The organism is Rhizobium sp. BK060, from assembly GCF_014193145.1.
Classification (GTDB): Bacteria; Pseudomonadota; Alphaproteobacteria; order Rhizobiales; family Rhizobiaceae; genus Rhizobium.
On the sequence record NZ_JACHYW010000032.1, the window covers coordinates 1 to 17,265 of the forward strand.

Genomic DNA, 17,265 nt, shown 5'->3' on the forward strand with positions numbered 1-17,265 from the left:
GTTCCGATCGCGATGGAAGAAAAGCTGCGCTTCGCTATCCGCGAAGGCGGCCGTACGGTCGGCGCAGGCATCGTTGCCTCCATCGTCGAGTAATCTTCGGATTATCTGGATTTAAGAAGGCCCCGCTGGAAACAGCGGGGCTTTTCCTTTGCCTGCTCTTGTGAATGGGGAAGTCGCCCATGGTGCCAACGCAATGCGAGCAGTGGTCTTGCGCTTGGGTGCAAAGCGTTTATCTATCCCTCCGATTTCATATGCGGAGGACACTATGAAAAAGCGTATTCTCTTCACAGGCGGTTCGGGCAAGGCGGGGCGCCATTCGGTGCCGTGGCTGGTTAACGCCGGCTACGAGGTTCACAACGTCGACTTGGTGCCGCTTGATAGCCCCGGTGTGACCAATCTGATTGCCGACATCACCGACAGCGGCCAGGTCTTCAATGCGCTTTCGATGCATCGCGACTTTCCGGACATGGATGCAGGGAAGGGCGTCCAGCCTTTCGACGCAGTAGTGCATTTCGCGGCGATCCCGCGCATCCTCATCAAGCCTGACAACGAGACCTTCCGCATCAACACGATGGGCACCTACAACGTCATCGAAGCGGCGGTGAAGCTCGGCATCCGCAAGATCATCGTCGCCTCGAGCGAGACGACCTACGGCGTCTGCTTTGCGGAGGGCCATCGCGACTTCCACCAGTTTCCGTTGGAGGAGGACTACGACGTCAATCCGATGGATTCCTATGGTCTCTCCAAGGTGCTGAACGAGACGACGGCCCGCGCCTTTGCCGAACGCTCCGGCTTCGACATCTACGCGCTGCGCATCGGCAACGTCATCGAGCCGCACGAGTACGAGAGGTTCCCGACCTATTTCGCTAATCCTGAAATGCGTAAGCGTATCGCCTGGAGCTATATCGACGCCCGCGACCTCGGGCAGATCTGCCATCTCTGCATTGAGAAGGACGGCTTGGGTTTCCAGGTCTTCAACGCCGCGAATGACACGGTGTCGGCCAATACGCCGTCGAGGGAGCTTGCTAAGCGATTCTATCCGAACGTGCCGTTCACGCGCGAAATCGGCGAATACGAGGGGCTGCTCTCCAACCGCAAGATCCGCGAAGTACTTGGATTCAAGGAAGAGCACGACTGGCGCAAATACGTGAAAGTCTGATCGCAGGCCTTTCCCGCGACGCAGGATTGGAAAAATAGAAAAACGCACTTGCCAATCCTGTGCTGCCGCCTTAAAGGGAGCGCCATGCTTGCAGTTGCGCTTCGCGGCCAGTCGGTCAAGAAGCTGAATGTAAAGCGTAAAGGGGTATAGCTCAGCTGGTAGAGCGGCGGTCTCCAAAACCGCAGGTCGGGGGTTCGAGCCCCTCTGCCCCTGCCAATTCTTCCAAGCACTTGTGGTATCATCCACGACGGACAGGGTGATCTGAAGAGCCTCTGGGCGACGCTCTGGGCAGCGCCCGGCTATTCGGAGGGGCGAGGCCGCCACGCAGAAGCCCGCGGAGCGCCTCGCCACGCGAGACCGGCCTGAGCTGCCCGGCGGCGCGGTGCCGCGCACTCCGGCCCGCTGCGGGCCGAGGAGGCGGGGTGTCGCGACGGCATTGTCGCGCTGCGGCCAGGGGTCGGCTGGCATCAGTCCTATTTCCGCTGCTCTTGCATCCATCTGTGCACGTCCGGCCGCCACCAGGCGGTCTTTCTGCGCACCAGTTTGACCGGTCTCGGAAACAGCTTCTCGCGCACGTACCGCCAGAGGGTCGTTCGTGAAAGCGTTGTCAGCTCCGACACCTGTCGGCGCGAATAGAAACCTGGCTCGTCTTCCTCGTTCTCGGTAGTCGTCATTTGGAAGCTCCATACAAATGGTTGATACGGCCATGCCGTCTCGAGCGGGCTGCCCGATGTGCCTTATCTTAGCGGCACTCTAATATTAGCCCAGGCTAACGCTGCCGGCAACCAAAAAATCGAGGGGCAAACATTTTGCACAAATCGTGGACATTGTCAACTATTGTGGGTAAAAAATCTGCCCGGTGGGAGGCAAGTCCGAATCCTTGCTTTGAATCAGCTCGGCGGGGTGGCTGAGTGGTCTGCTTAGAAAGGCGCCGTCCGACTTCCTCAGTTGTTGACAATTCTTCCGATATGACATAAAGATCACTACATGAGCTATATGATCATGAGGTGAGCATTGAGCGCGGAATGATAAACTGAACGAGATTCTCGAGGATTTGAGCGGACACGATCGAATCCTTCGTGCCTATTCATCCGCGGGTGCCAGCGGCGATCCGACGAGAGGTCGATGCGCGCATGCCGAATCCTTGCGTCAGATGCGTTTGGAACCGCGTCATCCACAGGGGCGATCGATTTACGGCCTCACCACAGGCTCCGTCTTACGTCCTCTCTGCGCCGCTTGAACGCGACGGTTCGGAAGACGCGACGCGAACAATCCTTAATCCTACCACGGGCCGCTTGCCCGTCCGCGCGCGTCGTTCCCCGACAGGGACGGTCGGACCGCGTGTCGAAGAACGGAGATCTGAAATTGTTGACACCAGAAATATCGAGGCCCTTCGGTGAAAACGCCTTTCGCCTCTTCTCTGGCACGGAGAGCTGACATGCGTCACCACCTCGACAAGCAGCTCTTCGCCGAGACCAGCACCGCTCCGGCGAAGTTCCTCATGCTCTCTGCGCTCAGAGCGGCTCTCAGAAAAACTCCGCAGTTCCGGAGCAATGCCAAGGGACTCATGATTTGCATCGTTAAGCCTGAGTGGATCTGGCACGCCAAAGCTGCCGCTAGCGTCCTACTGGGCGGTGGGCGTGGCTTCTACAATGACGACTTCCGCCGTCCGGTTCACATCATCGACCAACGGTCGAGACGGTCGACCGCGAAGGGAATCGAGGATGTCACGGTCTTCCGGCCGGAACATCAGGCGATCTACCTTGCGCCATCGAGGGACGCCGTACCGCTCGCGTTGGAGCTGGCCGCGGACGTAATTGTTGACATTCCGCCACCCACGGCCAGACACATCGTCGCTGCCCGCAAAGTGATCGGCGGCGAAGATGTCGACATGGCCCTCGCGGAAGCGATAGCGCAGCAGCCCGCAGAAGTGATTATAGGGCTTACGGCTAGACATTCCCTTTCGGGTCTGGATCTATCTAGCCTGGCAAAGACCGACGCGACGGCGCCCCGAACTCCAACGCTGTCAGAACTGCCGGGCTATGGTCCGGTGCGACCTTGGGTCGAGGCGATTAAGCGAGACGTCGCCGACTGGCGTGAAGACAAAATTCCTTGGTCGGACGTCGACAGGGGCGTCGCCCTTATCGGTCCACCCGGAACCGGCAAGACGCTTTTTGCGACAGCGCTCGCGAACGAGCTGGGATTCGAGCTCGTCGCTACATCCGTAGGCGAGTGGCAAGGCTCCAGGCATGGACACCTAGGCGACATGCTCAAGGCGATGTCCACGTCCTTCTCCAATGCAACGTCACACCGCGGCGCCGTCCTGTTCGTGGACGAGCTCGACGCCATCGGAGATCGCGCTCGAATGCGCTCGGACCATACGTTTTACGAAGGCAACGTCATCGGCCGCTTCTTGGAGCTGACGACGCATGCGCTCGATCAGCCCGGAACGATTGTCGTCGGTGCGACGAACTATGGCCACCTTATCGACAATGCGATCCTTAGATCCGGACGCTTGGAAGCGCATGTCTATCTCGATCTACCCGAGGAGGAAGAGCGCGCCGAGATCCTCTCTTATCATTTTCAGCACGTTCTATCGGCGACCGAACTTCGCGAGGTGACCGACAACTTGATGCTGGCAACGCCCGCGGACCTCGAGAGACTCGCTCGGAGAGCTAAGCGCGCGGCAAGAGTTCGAAAGGGCGTGCTGAGCTTGCAGGACGTCAAAGCCGTCCTCCCAGCGAAGGTTCCGCTCCCGGAGGAAGTCGTCCACCGCATCTGCGTACACGAGATCGGGCATGCCCTGATGGCGATGTCATCGGGGACGGCGCAGGTAATCAACATCCGCGTCGAATCCCATATGGTGGAGGGTGAAGCCGTTCAGGACGGGGGCCGAGTTCACTACAAGATGAGCAATCGGGCGTTGCCGACGGAGAAGGATCTCCTCGCGAAGATGCGTACTTTGCTTGGTGGCACCGCCGCCGAGGAAGTGGTGTTCGGAAACAGGTCGATTGGCGCCGCCGGCGTCGAAGGAAGCGATCTCGATCAGGCGACGCGGCTCGCTTATCGGCTTGTTGCGAGCTATGGGCTGGGAAAGTCGCTTCGCTATCAGGTCGGGGCCGACAGGGTCGATGATTCCTTCATGCCGACGCCGGAGCTTCGTGTCGAAGTCGATGGAATTCTCGCACGGGAATACCGGGCGACAAAGGAGCTCCTCGCAAAAGACAAGGCACGGCTGACGCGCTTGGCGGCGGAGCTTGTCGTCGACCGTCAGATGCGAATTGAAAAGTCGTAGGGTCGCCTACTGTGGACAAGGATTCGCCCGTGATACGATGGGCCTGGTCAGGCCGCTGTGAGGACTGAATGGAATTCACCGTGTACACCATCAGACAAGCTCGGTGTCGGATGAGAGCTTGGCTTTCTACTCCATGCTCGAGCAATGCCGATTTGGGCCTCGGCAATCCGAGATTTGTATTTACGCCTTGAGCGAGCAAGCAGCCGCGGGCAGAGTGGTGGACTTGAGTGATATCATCGCTGACATGGATCAGGTGGTCGCTCGGAAGGAACCGTGATCAAGGGAGCATCTCTCGATACTGCGAACTGAGCACCGAAGTCGTCGGTTGCTCTCAGGAGCCTTTGACCGCGACTTGACGGCATTCGGGATGAAACCGTCAGGGCAATCGCTTCAGGAGCCGGAGCCTGTTTCCAGGAGCAAACTCGAGGAGCTTGTCCTGCTCCAGCGCATACAGGACTGCGATGATCTCTTCCTGCGAGAACCCGGCTGCGTTCAGTGGAACCCCGAGGTCGAACAGGTTAATCGTCATCTCGGGCTTCAGCTTCAGTGCGCGCAGTTTTTCGGTCACGGCGGCTTCGGCAACTTCAAATCGGCTCATATCGCGATCCTAACAAGGGTCTGGCAGGAATAGCACCTGTCCGCCCGTACGTCGCGCTCAATACCAAACCATTATTGAGCTCGGCTTCCGAAGCCAGGGCGAAGCGAATTTCATCTGCTTCACCCGTCTTCGGCGGATCCAGATTTATGTCGGCAGCACGGGGACTGAAGAGAATGGAGTCGGTCGGCTTCCCGTCAAGGGAGCAATGGGGGAGGGCAGAGCCCACCCTCGCTCGGCGGCGCGTGCCGGTCAGCGGCTGCCCGGCAGCATCTGGCTCTGACGCAGGTCGTCGATCGACTGGCTCTGCGTCATCTGATCTTCAGCAGGACGGTCGCCTTCGGACACGTCGCGTTGATGGCCCGTGGGAAGAACGTCGTCGACCACGTCGTCGGGGAGTTCTTCGGCCAGCTCGTACGCGCGGACCCGTGGCGAAGTCGCCCCGGCGCTACGCGTGTATTGGCCGCCGCCCGTCGCGGCGACTGCTGCCGCGTCGGCCTGGAAGACGTCCTCTTTGGAAGCGGCCGCCTGCTGGTCGCGGCGGGGTGTCCAGCCTTCCATCCGCCAGATGTCCGCGCGGTCGTCGAGATCGATAGCGCCCTCGTTGTCAAGGATGTCGTGCGCGGTGTCGTAGGTGACCGCATCGACGGATGCAGAGACAAGAAAGCCACCGCGACACAGACCTTCGGCGTACACGTCACGATTTTCGTCCGGGAAAAGCCAATCTTCCAGCCTCGCCCAGAATCCGGAACCTTGTGCGGCGGCTGCCGGACCATCATCCCCGGCTTCGTAGCCGGGCATCAGGCGCACGTCGGTAACGCCCGCGTCTTTCAGCTTGTCGATCGCCGTCTCGGCGTCGCTTCTGGAGTCGAAGAACGCCGTCAGCGTGCTTTTGGCGCTGTGTCCTGCAATGGTAGGCGCGCCTTCGTCATAGAGATTGGTCATGGAAATCTCCTCCGGTGTCCGTTTATGAAAGACGAACGGACGGAAGAGGTCGATGTTCCTGCCAGTTGGATGTCTTGTGCCCTCGTATTTCGGGGCGGAAGAGAATCCATGCCGCCTGCTGCCACCACCCAAAGGAACGAAGCCTCCTTTCTCGGAGCATCGGTATGAAGCGGGACTGGCGATGTAAGAGTTGTGGATTACCGACGAACAGTTGCATCTAGGCATCCGGATTTGGATAAATGGCGGATCCCGAGGACGAGTCATGACCGGCAGAGCCACAATCAAGAAGACCGCCGAGTTGCAACCGAGACTGCATGAGACCCCGGCGGCGCTGACCATAACGCTTCCTTCGATTCACCGAGACGCAGTTTTGCCGCTGGTCGACGTTGGAAGCCGCAAATTTGAAGAATTGTGCCGCGACCTGCTTCGGGTAGAACATCCGGGCCAACGGGTCGCCCTCAAGCGGAGGAACGGCCAGGAGCAGTTTGGCGTCGATGTCGAAGTATTCAACGACCTCCACGAGCCCTTCGTCGTGGTCTCCTGTAAATGCTACAAGGACATCAAGGCCTGGGAAGTCCGAAAGTGGATGGGGGAATTCACGACGCACCTTGATGGCCACTGGCATGACAAGGGTGTTAAGCAGTTCATACTTGCTGTCACGGTTGAATCCAATGATGACGACCTGAATGACGACGCCCGCATTCTTGCAAGACAACTGGCAGAGCGGGGGATCAAGTTCACCCTCTGGGATTCACCGTTCATCTCGGACCTGTTCCGAAAGGATCCTGCGCTCGTAGACCGATACTTCAACGACGCTTGGGTGAGGGCGCTATCAGCCGACGTTCCCACGGGCGTCGCTCTAGCCGCCGCGAGCGCTCCCTTCACGCCGAAAGGATTCACCGTCGGACAGGGCGCCCTGCTTTCGCAGATCGAATCCCTCTACACAGCGCCGCTTTCGGAAGCTTTGTCAAAAAGCTTGGAAGAGGCGATCGCTGCCCTGCGGAGAGGACGACGGTCGGCCGTGCGAACGTGGCTCGAAGACGCCCAGGCCAATCCCTTCGTATGGGGCGGCGCCAATGCAGAGACGAAGGCGAAAGGTCTCCGCGCGGTCGCCATGGTGCTTCTTGGCGAGGGGGATGTCGATGCTGCCGCCCGGCTTCTCGATGACGCGGATCGTTTTCAGCCCGCCCCCGATAGAAGCGCACATGCGTTTTTCGTCCGCGCTACGAAGACGGGGAAGGCTGCCCAAGACTACTTGAAGTCGCCTGAGGGACGGCGGGAGCGGGAACTGATGGCCGCGCTCCTGCTCGAAGACGGCAAGCCAAAGGAGGCCCTCGACGTCTTGCGTCCTTTGGTCGGCGACGACGTTTCCTCGGAAGGACTTCGCCTTCGGGCGATCGCCACTTTTATTCGAGGAGGCAGTAGGAGCGAGGCGCTCAATCTGGCGGTTTCCGCGGCCGCGAAGGAGCCGGATGGCGCGATGGCGCTGCTGACCCGCGGAAGCATGCGCGTTGCGTGTGCCCTTGCCGAAGGCCATACGCCGCAGTTCGCCGGCGCCCCCAATCCCATAAGCAAGTCGCTGGTTATTTCGAGTTCCGAAGCTCGCGCGTTGCTGGTGCAGGCTGGCAACGACTTCGACCGTCTTGTTGAGACCGCAGAGGGGGAAATCAAGGGAGAGGCGGAGGTGTGGAAGCTCGCAGCCCTCCTTCTTAACCCCGACACGACGCCGCTCGGTCGAGCCTTTGCGCGCTCGCTTCTCTCCAGGGGCAAAATCGAACCCGCGGTCATCGTCTGGGCATTGAAGTACAGGCTGCCAATCCGCATGGGCCGCATCAAAAAGCTCCTCGGAGATGCGTTGAGAGACGGCAACGGAGAGCCTGGTCACGTCGCGGTGCTGGCGCTGTTGTCGGCCAATGGGAACCGCCCCGATCGCGGCTTGGCGGTGCTCGAAAAGTTCGGCAGTCAGTTTCCCGAAGCCGCCGAGTTCTTTGCCTACTGGCGCATCCAGTTTTCGAACAGCGGCGTCGATCCGTCATCGGGACTGACGCCAGCTATCCGACATGCTGTCAATACGAGCGACCTTGCGCCTCTCGAGGCGTTCCTGAGATCCGACGAGGTGGGCGCCGAAGATCTGCTAGCGGGCGCTGAGTTTCTAGCCTCGCGTGATGCGTTCGCGCAGGTTGACAGTCTTCGGGCCAAGCTGACGAAGACTCGTACAGCCCGCGGCGTCGAGCTGGCAGCCGCGGCCGCACTGAACACCGGCGACCCTCGGGCATCTATCGCACTACTCGACGATGCAGGCGCGGCGGGCATCGAGCGTTCCCGGCGGCTCGTGTACGTAAGGGTCAAGGCGTGGGAAGCTCTCGGAAGTCACAAGGAACTGATTGAGGATCTCCAGGCGCTGATCCGTGAGGAAGATGACCCTCAGCTTCGCGACGAACTGCTGACTGCCTTCCTGAAGATTGGTGCCCTCGACCGTGTGAAGGAACAAGCGGAAATTGTATTGGACGCGGGGGGCATCGACGAACGCAAGGCCGTTCAGGTGGCGATGGCGTTGCAGAGTTACGCGCCGTCAATCGCGCGTCGTGCCCTTGAGGAGCTGCCAAGAGAGAGGATCTCGGAGGAACTCGCGGGCGCAGTCCTTGACCTCTCCAGCCGACTGGGGCTGACCGATCTCCAGGACACGATGATACGCCGATTGATGGTCGCACAGACGAGCAGTCGATCCTTCCGCAAGTTCGAACGAATTGAAGACGCATATTCAGTCCTGGAAGAAAGCGCGAAGGAGTATCGTAGCGATCTCGATGACTGGCTTTATGGTCGGGTTCCGGCTGCGGCCGCAATGAGGCACGAGGCAAAGGACTACGTGAAGCTCTTCCTTGCCGACCCTGCATTCCGACAAAGCCGGCTGGGAGACAAGCTGCCGATGATGCTCCATTCCGGTGCGTATGAACCGCGGTTAGAACTGAAGGGCGCAAGACCTGTTCTGAGGCTAGATCTGAGCGGGCTGCTAATGGCATGGCGGGCAGGAATCGTTGACGAGCTGGACGAAGCCTTCGAGATTGAAATCCCTCCGTCACTTCCTGAAGCGCTGGTGTTAACCGAGCCCAAGCTCCATGCAGTGTCCCCAGCCGCGGCCACGGCGGTTCGATCGATTATACGTCACGAAAGCGCGGTCCATGTCCTGAGCGAGTTTGATCCGGAGACGCGCGAAATAGCTCTGGTCCGAAAAGGGGTACCTGAGGACGACAAGGCTATTGTCGCCTTTGCAGTTGATCGAGCCTTCCTCGAAGGACATCTTCCGCGGGCGCAGTTCGACGACGTTATTTGCGCGCTGGAAATTTCCGAAGCCACGCCCCGGACGACGTTGGACCGCCTGTGCTTGAGGGGAGGAGCGGTCGTAGATCTTGCAAACGCGGGCGTCCTTGAGCCGGTGGCTCGCGCCATCCCTGTTGATATACTCAGATCCGATCTGGACCGCTTGTTCGTCCAGGTGCGGGACGCGGAAGACGAGGAACGGGTCAAGGGCGTTCTCGGAGACGTTTTGAAGTATGTTTCCGAAAAGCTCACGGCGTCGCGGTGGAGGACAGTCGCGGTGAGGTCGCACGATGTGGTGGAGCAGGGGGCGGCAGTTCCGGCTCATGCGAGGTGCCTGGTCGAAACGCTTCCCTCTGAAGATGAGTTCGAACGAATCCATTTCTGGATCGAAGACCGTACCTTGTCGATCCAGCCGCTTCCAGGCGCGTTCTCGTTTCCCGATGTCATTTCGCATCTCGCCGATCGGGGCTTTCTCGACAAAAATAGGCTGGCGTCCTTGCGAGCAAGCCTATGGGAGTGGGGTTACCTCTTCGGTCCCATCGAAATAGAGGAGATGGCTGTTCTTATCGAAAGCGCACCGGTGGAAGGAAACGCACTTGTCGAGAACAGCGACCTCGTCAAGATGCGGCAATGGTTCGCAAACGAGACCCTTAACCTCAAATACACGAATCAAAACCCGCAGCTCGATGGCGAAGGACGGATCGTCGGGGAGGCGCGACGAACAGTCGAGATCGCTGGAATTGTGCGCGACCTGACAGCGCGCCTGTGGCGGCAAGGCGAAAGCGACGAACAAGATCTGGCTGCGAGGTCGAACTGGGCGTGGTCGAACCTGCGGCTCGGATACTTGCCGGATTCGTCGAACTCCGAAGATCCCGCCGCGCGCCGAACCTTCGCTCTTCTTACGGTCGTGCAGGTGCTGAGCCTGCCGATCCACTCCGACCTTGGCAACGCGGAACTTCCTGAGGGGATCAGGCAGAGCTACATGGATTGGGCGATGAGTTCGGTCGTCAATCCCATGGCAGAGGCCGATCCCGTAGCTGCCGAGGAAATTGCGGGCATGCTGGCGTCGATGCTGGCTCGAGTTCTTGAGAAACCGAAAGACATCGACCCTTCCATCGAAAGTCATTTCCGCAACCGGATGCGGAGCGTCGTTCGCGACTTCCTCAACCTCCTGCCGGACGAATGGTCGGACAAAATAACATGCAGGAAGAACATCGGGAAAGAGCTTGGCATCGAACAGGTGCTTCTGCTTGATCTTGACGAAAAGACGAAGATTGCAGTTCGAACGCTGGAAATCGCGCTAAAGCAATGGGACCGGTCGCCGACGGCGCAGATTTCGGTCGAGCTCCATCCCCACGGCTGTGGCATTCTGCAGCCGAAGATCGACGAGGGGGGGTGCCCAACAGGCATCGTTCTGGTCGGCGACCACAGGATCCGGCTACCGGATGCAATCATGGCTCTCGTCTATCCGGAGGTTGCTATGCGCGAACAGATGTTGCTCGCGCTGCCGACGGAGAGCATTGGTGGCTATGCGTCATCCCCGGTGGATCTGATCGATGTTGCGCGACAGCCAAACGTTGAGCAACGGGTCGTGACCTTCCTCGATCGCGTGAGATCGGACTTTGCTCGTTCGCGGCAGCTCATGTGGGAACGAGCATCGTCTTCGGAATCCATCCAGGCATCCGATTTTGAACTACCAGCTCCACAGCAGCTTCTGAACTTCCTCGGATTGCCGAGCGATTTTCGCGGATCCGGACGCACCCTGCTTGATCAAGCCATGCATTCACTGCGGGCGACCGTTGGCATCGAGGAAGCTGTCAATCGCCTTTCGAGCATTCCTATCAAGCTCCCGGACGAACTATTGAAGGAATTCGGCGAGGCGCAAAGCGACGACGGGTCGGAAGAGTTCGAGTCCATAAACCTTTTCTTCGTCCGCCTACAGTGCGCCTCCATGCTTGGAACGGCGGTTCCGGACGATCGAGTGGCTCGCGGGTTTGCCGACGAGAATGCGAAGCTCTTTCTCGCAGCCCTTCGACACAGTGCGAAACAAGCGATTTCGGACGAGACTTGGCGGTCGCTTCCGGCCGAGCTTGCTTTCTGCCTTGTATGGCTTCACGCGGACCAGCTTACAAGGAACGTTGCGATCGAAGGCCTGGACCCGGCCAACTTCCGCAGATGGCTGGCCTCCAAGTCGCCGACGCGGATCCTTGACTACGAGAGGGACAAGGTTTGGCAGCAGTGGATTGTCAATTGCACGCTCAAGCTCTCCAGCGGGCGTCTTCGAGGCGCGATGGTAGCTGAGATGCTGCGGCGTCGCATGGATGTACCCTTAACGTTCAAAGGACTTGTGGGGCAGCCTGGATTGGTCGAAAGCTGGACGCCGCACCCTGAGGTTCTTGTTCCTCATGCCGAAGCTCCGGACGTCTACTGGATCGCCGACGACCCGGCGGTCGCAATGTTGAAGGCAGGTTGGATCGCGCCGGACAATCCGTTCGCGGAACGTGATCCCTCAGCCCTTCTCGAACGGATCATGACCGAGACTGTCGATCAGGATCCGCTGCTGTGTCCGGGCTTCGCAGCGCTTCTGATCGATATAGACAAGGTTGACGCAAGGCGGCTGTCGATGTTTCGGGAAAGATTGGATCTCGTGGCGGACAAGAGCGACATGTACAAGCTTGATCAGGGCTACGGTGCTTTCGTCGACGTTTTCGCGAAGGTTTGTCGCCGGCAGGGTGATCGCGCGGGTTTCGCGGCCTGGGTGCGAAGGACTGCTCGAGAGAATGCTAGGTCTTGGCCGCATGTTCGGATCAAGCTCGCAGAGGGCGAAGAAAGCGGTAGTGCCGCAATCGCACTGTTGAACGCCGTCTATGTCTATGCCTGGTCGGGCTTAGATGGGCTCGCCGAGAGGACCGCACTGATCTCCGAAGACTTCAAAGCAGTGGCGGACGAATGGCCGGATGCCAGTCAGGCCATCATCGCGTGCCTGGACGGCCTTTCCGAACAGATCGACGTTCCTACGGCAGCAATCGCGGTGCTTCCAACGCTCCTGGAGCTTCGTTCGCGATAACTTTCGTCCGCGTTCCTTGCCCCCAAGGGACACCGTGGAGGTAATGGCGGAGCGCCTCTATAGTTAGGGTCCGTCCCCGTACTCCTGGTGATGCTATCGGTGATCTCGGCGGCGACGGCCGCCTTTCTCATTCCAACTACTGGCATATCTGTGTTCCTTTCAAATGAACTGTAGATGTTGATCAGTGGCGTCGCGCGCGGCGATGGGACTTGCCCGTTTGGAAACAGATTTCACCTTAGATCACGACGACAATTTTGCCTTCGGCTGCGTTGTCTTCCATGCACTGGTGTGCCTCTACGATCTGGTCGAATTGGAAGACGCGTCCAACGCGTATCGTCAGCCTGCCGGCTGCGACATCGTCAACCAGCTCTTGGAATGGCATTTCGAGGAAATCGGTTGGCTCACCGCTATAGGTTGTTAGTGAGACGCGATTGGGAATGGAATCCATCGGCGCGAAATGATCGATCGCCCATTTGTTCCCAACCATTCCGGACATGCAAACGAGACCGCCGCGGTCTGCGCAAAGAAGAGAGTCTTCTAGCGCAGTGGTGCCGACCAATTCCAGCACTTTGTCGAATCGGTAAGCTCCCGCCGAGATCTTCCCATCGTCGACAATTACTCTGTCCGAGCCGCATTCCCACAAAGCCGGTGCCCGTTCCTTGCGCCTTGTTGTGGCGCTCACATGGGCTCCCCAAGCCTTTGCGATAGAGATCGCCGCCATCCCGACCGACGTCGTACCACCTCGGATCAGCAGCCTATCGGTCTTCTGCAGTCGCAAGCCTGAAAAGAGGACACCCCACGCTGTCTGGAGCATCTCCGGAAGTGCGCCAAGTGTTGACCATGGCAGTTTCGTCTCTACTCGTCTCACCTGACGAGCCGGAACGCGCGTGTATTCGGCATACCCCCCATCGTACTGCCGTCCCATACCCCCCATCACGGTCGCTACAATTTCACCGCGTTGGAACTCACCCCCTGGGGCCTCATCGATGACCCCGACGGCTTCGATCCCGAGGATTCGAGGGAAGGTGACGCTTGGCGAATGACCTTGCCTGGTGAACATCTCAGACCGATTTATGCCGAACGCTTTGACGGCAATACGAACCCATCCTTTCTCAGGAACAGGCAAAGGCCGGTGCTCCAGCTTGAGGACGTCGGGTCCGCCCGGTGCGGAAACCACCGCAGCTTTCATCATGGTCATCACGAAATCCTTTTTCGAAGTGCATCAACACGCAACTAAAGCGACCAACAGGCGAGGCGTCGAATCCTAGAAGCGGACCCACGCGGGCGCTGCGGTCGGACCCCAACCGAGGAAAAATCCGAAGTGGATGTTCATCTCGCCAATGGGTTCCAAGAATCTGCTGTTGGTAAGAGGACCTGCATCAATGGCCTCGAAGGCGAGTTTCTCAGCTAGCCCCCGGACCCGCGCCGTTGCATCGGCATCGTTCCCCGCGACGAAAACCTGCACCAGTTTCTCGTTCCGTCCTTGGCGCGGGATGAGGTTTGCGAAGATTGTGTTGAACGCCTTGACGACGCGAGCGGTTGGCGCGGCAGATTGGATCTGTTCTGCCGCTGACGATGTATGTCCGAGCAACAGGTCCTTGTAATCAGCAGTGATCGGATTGCTGATGTCGACGATTATCTTGCCGTCCAACGCTCCTGCCGCCTGGAGAACCTCCAGAATTGAGGGGTAGGGAAGTGCAAGAATGCTGATGTCGGCGACCTTGATTGCGGTGCTGACCCCACCACTCTCGACGCCTGAGCCGATCTTTGCGGCCAAAGCCGCGGCCTTGCCGAAGTCGCGGTGCCCTATGATGATTTCTATCCCCGCGGCATCCAAGGCTTTCGCGAACGCCGCGCCCATGTTTCCGGTTCCCACTACCGCGACTTTCATTGCTCTGCTCCATTCACCTCAAAACCGGCATGAGAATGGACTTGAAAAAAATCGCGATAAATAAGTAGTTTGTATTAAGAAAAAAAACGGGGCGTTTGCAATGGATAGGCTTGAATGCATGGACGCCTTCGTAAGGGCGGCGGAACTCGGGTCGTTCAGTGCAGCCGGAGACGCTCTCCAAATGTCATCTCAGTTGGTGGGCAAGCAGGTATTGAGGCTCGAGCAGCACCTTGGCGTCCAGCTCCTCAATCGAACGACAAGGCGCCAGAGTCTGACCGACTTCGGTCGCGTGTTTTACGAAAGAGCCAAAATGATACTGGCTGAGGTCGAGGCGGCCGAAGGCATGGCGGCTGAAACGCGCGCGATACCCACAGGACGACTGCGGATCAACGCGCCGGTCAGTTTCGGAATGAGGACTCTGGCGCCGCGACTGCCGGAGTATATGCAAGAGTATCCCGAGGTGTCGGTCGAACTCACACTAAGCAACAGAGCCGTAGACTTGGTGGAAGAGGGGTACGACGTCGTCTTTCGAGTGGGGGAACTGGCCGATAGCGGGCTGATCGCTCGCCCGTTGAATCCCTATCAGCTCGCCGCATGCGCGTCGCCGGACTATCTTAAGCGGCACGCACCACCAAAGATTCCATCAGACCTCGTGCAACATGAATGTCTTGGGTTTTCGCACACCGATTTAAGGACGCAATGGACCTTCGACGGCCCGGAGGGACGCGTAGTCGTACCGATCACTAGCCGATTTATGGCCGATCACGGGGAGCCATTGCTTTGCGCGGCGCTGGCGGGCCTCGGTATTATATTGCAACCGCTTGAGATAGTGCAGGATTCCTTGAAAGAGGGGCGACTTGTTTCTGTCCTTCCGGGATACTCCGTTCCATCAAGACCATTGCACGTCCTTTACGCGCCAGATCGTAGGGTGACACCGAAGCTTCGAAGTTTTCTCGACTTTTCGATCCGCGTATTCGGGCGGAGAACCACCTAGGCTCAGCGCAACGACGCGAGGAATTGCGCAATCGCCTCGACAAGCGGCCCCTCGCTTTCTCGATGAGGGACATGGCCAATACCTGGCATAATGTGAACACGGCAATTCGCTTGCGCGATACGACGCGCATGTTCCGTCGAGCCATATTCATCCTTGTCACCATGTATTGCTAGTACCGGACAAGTGACCCACTGGAGAGTTGCGTCCAGGCTCCAGCAACGGAACGCGGGATGGAGCCAAGTTTCCGTCCACGCGTCTAAAGCCCACTTCGCCTTGCCTCCATGATACCGCGAGAGCTTCGCCAGTGCTTCGGGCGAGTTCATCGCCTTTTTAGCCTGGGGCGATCCCTTCGAGCGTTCGCGCCTCAACAAAAGCTTGAGCTGCAATCGTAATGGCCGCGGTAAGCCGCCTTCCTAAGGAGGATGCAGTCTCGATTGCCATAGCGCCGCCGACGCTATGGCCGCAGGCAACAAAATTCGTGATCTCCAAACGCTCAAGAAGCTCTGGAATGACTGTTCGCGCCTCATCCGAAACGAACGTGAACTTTATCCCGTTGGGAGGCGGATCTGATTCACCGAAGCCTAGCCGATCGTACGCGACAACCTGTCTACCAGTGTCCTTCGCGAGGCGCTCCGGAAAGGCTCGCCAGAGGGCAGTGCATCCGATCGAGTCGTGGAACAGAAGGATCGGCTCCTCTTTTGCCAATCGCGGGGGTGTCCAGGCTTTCGCGAACAGCTTTGCACCATCGATCTCAACGGTGTGCTGTTCGACCTGGATCTCGCGGGGCGCATTACGATTCATGACTTTGCGTCGATATTAACAGCTAGAGTTTGAGCACCGTGTCGGATTGCGCGCCCGTCTGGCATCGCTCGCCTCTAAACAGGTGTTAGAAAAACCTGCAAGTCATTTGAGGAACCCGGACTTTGTCAGGAACTGGGTGGCAACGGAGTTTGCAGGCTCTCCGTCCACCTGAACCTTAGCGTTCAGGTTCCGCAACGTGTCGAGGTCAAGCTTTTCGAAAACTGGCTTCAAGATCTTTTCGATTTCGGGATGCTTTTGCAGTGTCTCCTGGCGGATGATCGGGGCAGGCTGGTAGACTGGCTGAGCGCTCTTGTCGTCTTCGAGCAGGACGAGTCCGCCGGCGGAGATTCCGCCATCGGTCGCATAGACCATCGCAGCATTGGCATTATTGGTCTGATTGGCCGCAGCCGAAATTGTCGCCGCGGTGTCGCCACCAGCAAGGACAATGAGACTATCGGGCTTCAGTTTGAATCCGTACACCTTCTCGAACATCGGCAACGCCGCGGGCGACGTCACGAACTCCGACGAACCCGCCAAAACTATCGTGCCGCCGCCGGCGACGTACCGGCCAAAATCGGAGAGACTCTTTATCCCATGCTGTTGCGCAAGGTCCTCTCGGATAGCGATGCCCCACGTGTTATTTGCGCGAGCGCGCTGCAGCCAGACGATCCAGTTTGCATCGAGATCCATCTTCCTTGCTTGCTCGTAAGCTTGGGCCGCATCTCGCCAGCCGTGCTTGCCTGCTGTGTTGAAGAAATACGCTGCGTTCCCGGTGTATTCGGGATAGATATCGACCTGCCCGGAGAGAAGCGCTTTGCGAAGCACCGGCCCCGCGCCTTGTCCCACTTGGTTCACGATCGGAATGCGCGCAGCTTCCACCATGTCGAGAATGATGTTTCCGAGTACTTCTCCCTCCGTATCGATTTTTGAGCTGACGACGACTGCGACGCGGCCGTACCTGCCCCTCCGATCATCAATATAAGTGCCGCGATAAAGCTTTTGGTGATCATCGTTGTCCCATTTTTGTTGAGACGCCAAAGCTAAGGCAATCCCGAGCATGATAAATTCCAAAAATCGCGGAACAGTCGAGCCCGTCCGTTTCAAATACAATGGATAGCCGGGAGCGTGACGCCTCTAGGAAGGTACCTGGCCGATGGGCTTCGTCGGCGTATTTAGATAGCGCCGGGAGAAAGCGGCCAG

The 17,265-nt window shown here is 58.7% G+C and carries 11 protein-coding genes, 1 tRNA gene and 1 pseudogene; 6 read left to right on the plus strand and 7 right to left on the minus strand.

The features are described 5' to 3' along the window. The 3 genes and pseudogenes from FHT71_RS26325 to FHT71_RS26335 form a co-directional block, all read left to right on the plus strand. Positions 1 to 93: pseudogene (locus FHT71_RS26325) on the plus strand (elongation factor Tu); the annotation flags it as partial. Between the two features lie 172 nt (positions 94 to 265). After that, complete coding sequence (locus FHT71_RS26330) at positions 266 to 1,159, plus strand: NAD(P)-dependent oxidoreductase (protein ID WP_007791986.1); 894 nt, start codon at positions 266 to 268, stop codon at positions 1,157 to 1,159. A gap of 140 nt (positions 1,160 to 1,299) precedes the next feature. Beyond that, positions 1,300 to 1,375: transfer RNA gene (locus FHT71_RS26335), tRNA-Trp, on the plus strand. 257 nt (positions 1,376 to 1,632) lie between these two features. On the opposite strand, the gene FHT71_RS26340 is transcribed toward FHT71_RS26335, so the two are convergent. Then, positions 1,633 to 1,833: an AlpA family phage regulatory protein gene (locus FHT71_RS26340; RefSeq protein ID WP_183722728.1), complete on the minus strand. Its 201-nt coding sequence runs from the start codon at positions 1,831 to 1,833 to the stop codon at positions 1,633 to 1,635. A 764-nt stretch (positions 1,834 to 2,597) separates the two neighbouring features. Here FHT71_RS26340 and FHT71_RS26345 point away from each other — a divergent pair. Continuing rightward, on the plus strand, positions 2,598 to 4,454 hold the full coding sequence (locus FHT71_RS26345) for an AAA family ATPase (RefSeq protein WP_183722730.1): 1,857 nt from the start codon (positions 2,598 to 2,600) through the stop codon (positions 4,452 to 4,454). Positions 4,455 to 4,830: 376 nt separating this feature from the next. Here FHT71_RS26345 and FHT71_RS26350 read toward each other — a convergent pair whose 3' ends face one another. Then, positions 4,831 to 5,052 (minus strand): hypothetical protein, encoded by a 222-nt coding sequence (locus FHT71_RS26350; RefSeq protein WP_183722732.1) that lies wholly within the window; start codon positions 5,050 to 5,052, stop codon positions 4,831 to 4,833. Positions 5,053 to 5,301: 249 nt separating this feature from the next. Then, entirely contained in the window at positions 5,302 to 5,994 is a 693-nt protein-coding gene (locus FHT71_RS26355; RefSeq protein ID WP_183722734.1) for a hypothetical protein, read from the minus strand. A 262-nt stretch (positions 5,995 to 6,256) separates the two neighbouring features. Here FHT71_RS26355 and FHT71_RS26360 point away from each other — a divergent pair, with 262 nt between their 5' ends. Then, entirely contained in the window at positions 6,257 to 12,379 is a 6,123-nt protein-coding gene (locus FHT71_RS26360) for a hypothetical protein (RefSeq protein ID WP_183722736.1), read from the plus strand. 235 nt (positions 12,380 to 12,614) lie between these two features. Here FHT71_RS26360 and FHT71_RS26365 read toward each other — a convergent pair whose 3' ends face one another. Both FHT71_RS26365 and FHT71_RS26370 read right to left on the minus strand, forming a co-directional pair. Continuing rightward, positions 12,615 to 13,577, minus strand: a complete 963-nt coding sequence (locus tag FHT71_RS26365) for a zinc-binding alcohol dehydrogenase family protein (RefSeq protein WP_210294297.1) — start codon at positions 13,575 to 13,577, stop codon at positions 12,615 to 12,617. Between the two features lie 66 nt (positions 13,578 to 13,643). Continuing rightward, positions 13,644 to 14,270, minus strand: a complete 627-nt coding sequence (locus FHT71_RS26370; protein WP_183722737.1) for an NADPH-dependent F420 reductase — start codon at positions 14,268 to 14,270, stop codon at positions 13,644 to 13,646. 100 nt (positions 14,271 to 14,370) lie between these two features. Here FHT71_RS26370 and FHT71_RS26375 point away from each other — a divergent pair, with 100 nt between their 5' ends. Next, complete coding sequence (locus tag FHT71_RS26375; protein WP_183722739.1) at positions 14,371 to 15,264, plus strand: LysR family transcriptional regulator; 894 nt, start codon at positions 14,371 to 14,373, stop codon at positions 15,262 to 15,264. A gap of 330 nt (positions 15,265 to 15,594) precedes the next feature. Here FHT71_RS26375 and FHT71_RS31920 read toward each other — a convergent pair whose 3' ends face one another. Continuing rightward, the gene (locus tag FHT71_RS31920; RefSeq protein ID WP_246718099.1) at positions 15,595 to 16,065 is read right to left on the minus strand and encodes an alpha/beta fold hydrolase; all 471 of its coding nucleotides are present in this window, start codon (positions 16,063 to 16,065) and stop codon (positions 15,595 to 15,597) included. A gap of 102 nt (positions 16,066 to 16,167) precedes the next feature. Continuing rightward, positions 16,168 to 17,124, minus strand: coding sequence for a glycine betaine ABC transporter substrate-binding protein (locus FHT71_RS26385; protein WP_183722741.1), 957 nt, complete (start codon positions 17,122 to 17,124; stop codon positions 16,168 to 16,170). Between the last annotated feature and the right edge of the window lie 141 nt (positions 17,125 to 17,265).